The 2,460-nt window shown below is 59.6% G+C and carries 2 protein-coding genes and 1 pseudogene; all 3 read right to left on the reverse strand.

The window, feature by feature from the left end:
* Positions 1-103: 103 nt before the first annotated feature.
* Positions 104-1,351: pseudogene (locus HLH34_RS19010) on the reverse strand (recombinase family protein); the annotation flags it as partial.
* A 10-nt stretch (positions 1,352-1,361) separates the two neighbouring features.
* On the reverse strand, positions 1,362-1,544 hold the full coding sequence (locus HLH34_RS19015) for a hypothetical protein (RefSeq protein ID WP_183121127.1): 183 nt from the start codon (positions 1,542-1,544) through the stop codon (positions 1,362-1,364).
* 548 nt (positions 1,545-2,092) lie between these two features.
* A complete protein-coding gene (locus tag HLH34_RS19020; RefSeq protein WP_183121128.1) occupies positions 2,093-2,377 on the reverse strand; it encodes a DUF2290 domain-containing protein in 285 nt (94 codons plus the stop codon).
* Positions 2,378-2,460 lie beyond the last annotated feature (83 nt).

The raw sequence follows: 2,460 nt of genomic DNA on the forward strand, positions 1-2,460 counted from the left end.
CGCAGCTTCCCGATGATCTCCTCGGGCTTGTGCTTCTTCAATGGCATCTGTCGTCCCTTCAGCAGTGAATTCCATCATACTCAATGGACCACCCGGAAGGGGGCACCTCAATCAATGTGTCGAACTCGCGCTCAACGCGCTGGAGCTCTGCCTTGGCGGCGCTGATGCCGGCCGAGGCCTCGATCCGCTGCTCGTTCATCCGACGGGTGAACTCGCCGCAGAACACCGCGAATAGCTCCGGATCCATCAGATGGGTCTTGAGCGCGGTCAGCACGCGGGATTCCAGGGCGTCGCGGCGGATGTTCATGCGGTTGGCGCAGGTACCCTTGTTGCGGGCAGTAGAGCAGCCAACCAGGGTGCCAGACACCATTGAATAGCCGCCGCCACAGCAGCCGCACCTGGTCAGGCCGGTAAACAGGTATTTGCCGCGCTGGCGCTCGTGCAGGCGGTTGGTGTCGCCGGTGTCGCGATTGATCTTGATCGCCTTCTGCTTGGCCTTGACCTTGTCCCACAGCACCTGGTCGATGATCCGCAATTCCGGCACCTCTTGGATAACCCAAGCGTCCGTTGGGTTGGGCCGGGAGACCCGCTTGCCGGTTTCGGGATCCTTGAGATAGCGCAGTCGGTTCCAGACCAGGCGGCCGATATACATCTCGTTGTTGAGAATGCCGGTGCCGCGCTGGCGGTTGCCGTTGATGGTGGTGAAGCCCCAGGCGCCGCCCGTGGGGGCGGAGATGCCGTCATCGTTGAGGCCGACGGCGATCCGTTTGGGCGAGCGGCCATTGGCGAACTCGCGGAAGATGCGTCGGACGACGGTGGCCTCGGCGTCGTTGATGCTGCGATTGCCGCGGATGGGATCGCCGCGATCGTCGATCTGGCGGACGACGTCATAGCCGTAGGAGTTGCCGCCACCCGACTTGCCGTCCTCGATCCGGCCGCGCAGGCCACGGCGGACCTTGTCGGCCAGGTCCTTGAGGAACAAGGCGTTCATGGTGCCCTTGAGGCCTACATGCAGGTGGGTGACGTCGCCTTCGGATAGGGTGACGATCCGCACCCCGGCAAACGCCATGCGCTTGTGCAGGCCAGCGATATCCTCCTGGTCGCGGGACAGCCGGTCCATGGCCTCGGCCAGCACGATGGTGAAGCGGCCGCGCTGCGCGTCTTGCACCAGTTCCTGGATGCCGGGTCGCAGCAGCAGGGAGGCCCCCGAGATCGCCCGGTCGGTGTAGCTGTCGACGATCGTCCAGCCCTGTTTCCCAGCGTGCTCCCGGCAGAGCCGCAACTGGTCTTCGATCGAGGCGTCGCGCTGGTGGTCGGAGGAATACCGGGCATACAGGGCGACGCGGGTCATGGGCGGCTCCTTACTTTGTCGGGCCGGTCTTCCTGCGGTTGCGCGTGGCGTTGACATAGTCGTCGGCGGCCTGACGGGCGAGAAGACGGACCAAGGCAACCAGACGGGGATCGCGCGTGCGGAGCGTCAGAGTGAGACGGTCGGAGGCCGTGTCGTTCTCCCGCGCGGACGCAATCTTGCTGGCGTCGGTCATCGTACCATGTCCCCGATCCAAGGTGCATCTCAAAAATGCTGGCAGGGTCTTGATAGATCAGACGGGACGTCGAATGGAACAGCTCAGGGCGGGTGTTCGTGGACGTAAGCGGCAGTGGCGGGAGATACTGACTGATGGCGGTTGGTCATGACGCCCGGCGACGGGATCGGTGCCTTGGCGGTGCATGGCGCGCCCATGCCCTATGGGGCTGATCTCAGACGGGCTGCTCGCGCCTCATCATAGACGTCGATTATGATCGCCGAATTTCTTGAAAGCGGACGAAGGTCATAAGCTTTCATGACCTTCATCTGGAGCCCGACTTTCTGTCACATGCTGGCGGTACAGATCCGCCGCCAACGCATCGGCCTGATGCTCTTTCAGTATCCTGATAATATGCTTCTAGTTGAAACGTAATCTCTTCATCGTTTACCTCTGATTGGTAAGACCTTAATCAAATCGGGGGCATCCAAGGGGCGAAGTCAAGGATCACCATCTGGAAACAAAAAAACCTATTCTCATCATGATCTCAGTTAATATAGCATCAAGCTTCAACCGAAATGGAAGCTTCGTTCTTCCAATTCTGCGAAATAGTCGTCACCAATAATCCGGCAATTTTGACGCTCTGCTATAAGAATTCCATCTAATGTCTCCGCAAATTTTTCTCCTAGGGTGCTATCTAGCGCCTCCCATTCCTGAGGATAGTATTGCTTTGCGATCAGCATCGTAAAAGCACTTGCGGTTATCACCCTCCGAACCGGCCACCTGTTTTCTGAATGAAATCCTATGTGGAGATGCGAGCAAGGGTGTGAGGTGCCCCCTTCCGGGTGGTCCATTGAGTATGATGGAATTCACTGCTGAAGGGACGACAGATGCCATTGAAGAAGCACAAGCCCGAGGAGATCATCGGGAAGCTGCG

Origin of the sequence: Gluconacetobacter azotocaptans, assembly GCF_014174355.1 — a bacterium.
In the GTDB taxonomy this organism is placed as follows: Bacteria; Pseudomonadota; Alphaproteobacteria; order Acetobacterales; family Acetobacteraceae; genus Gluconacetobacter; species Gluconacetobacter azotocaptans.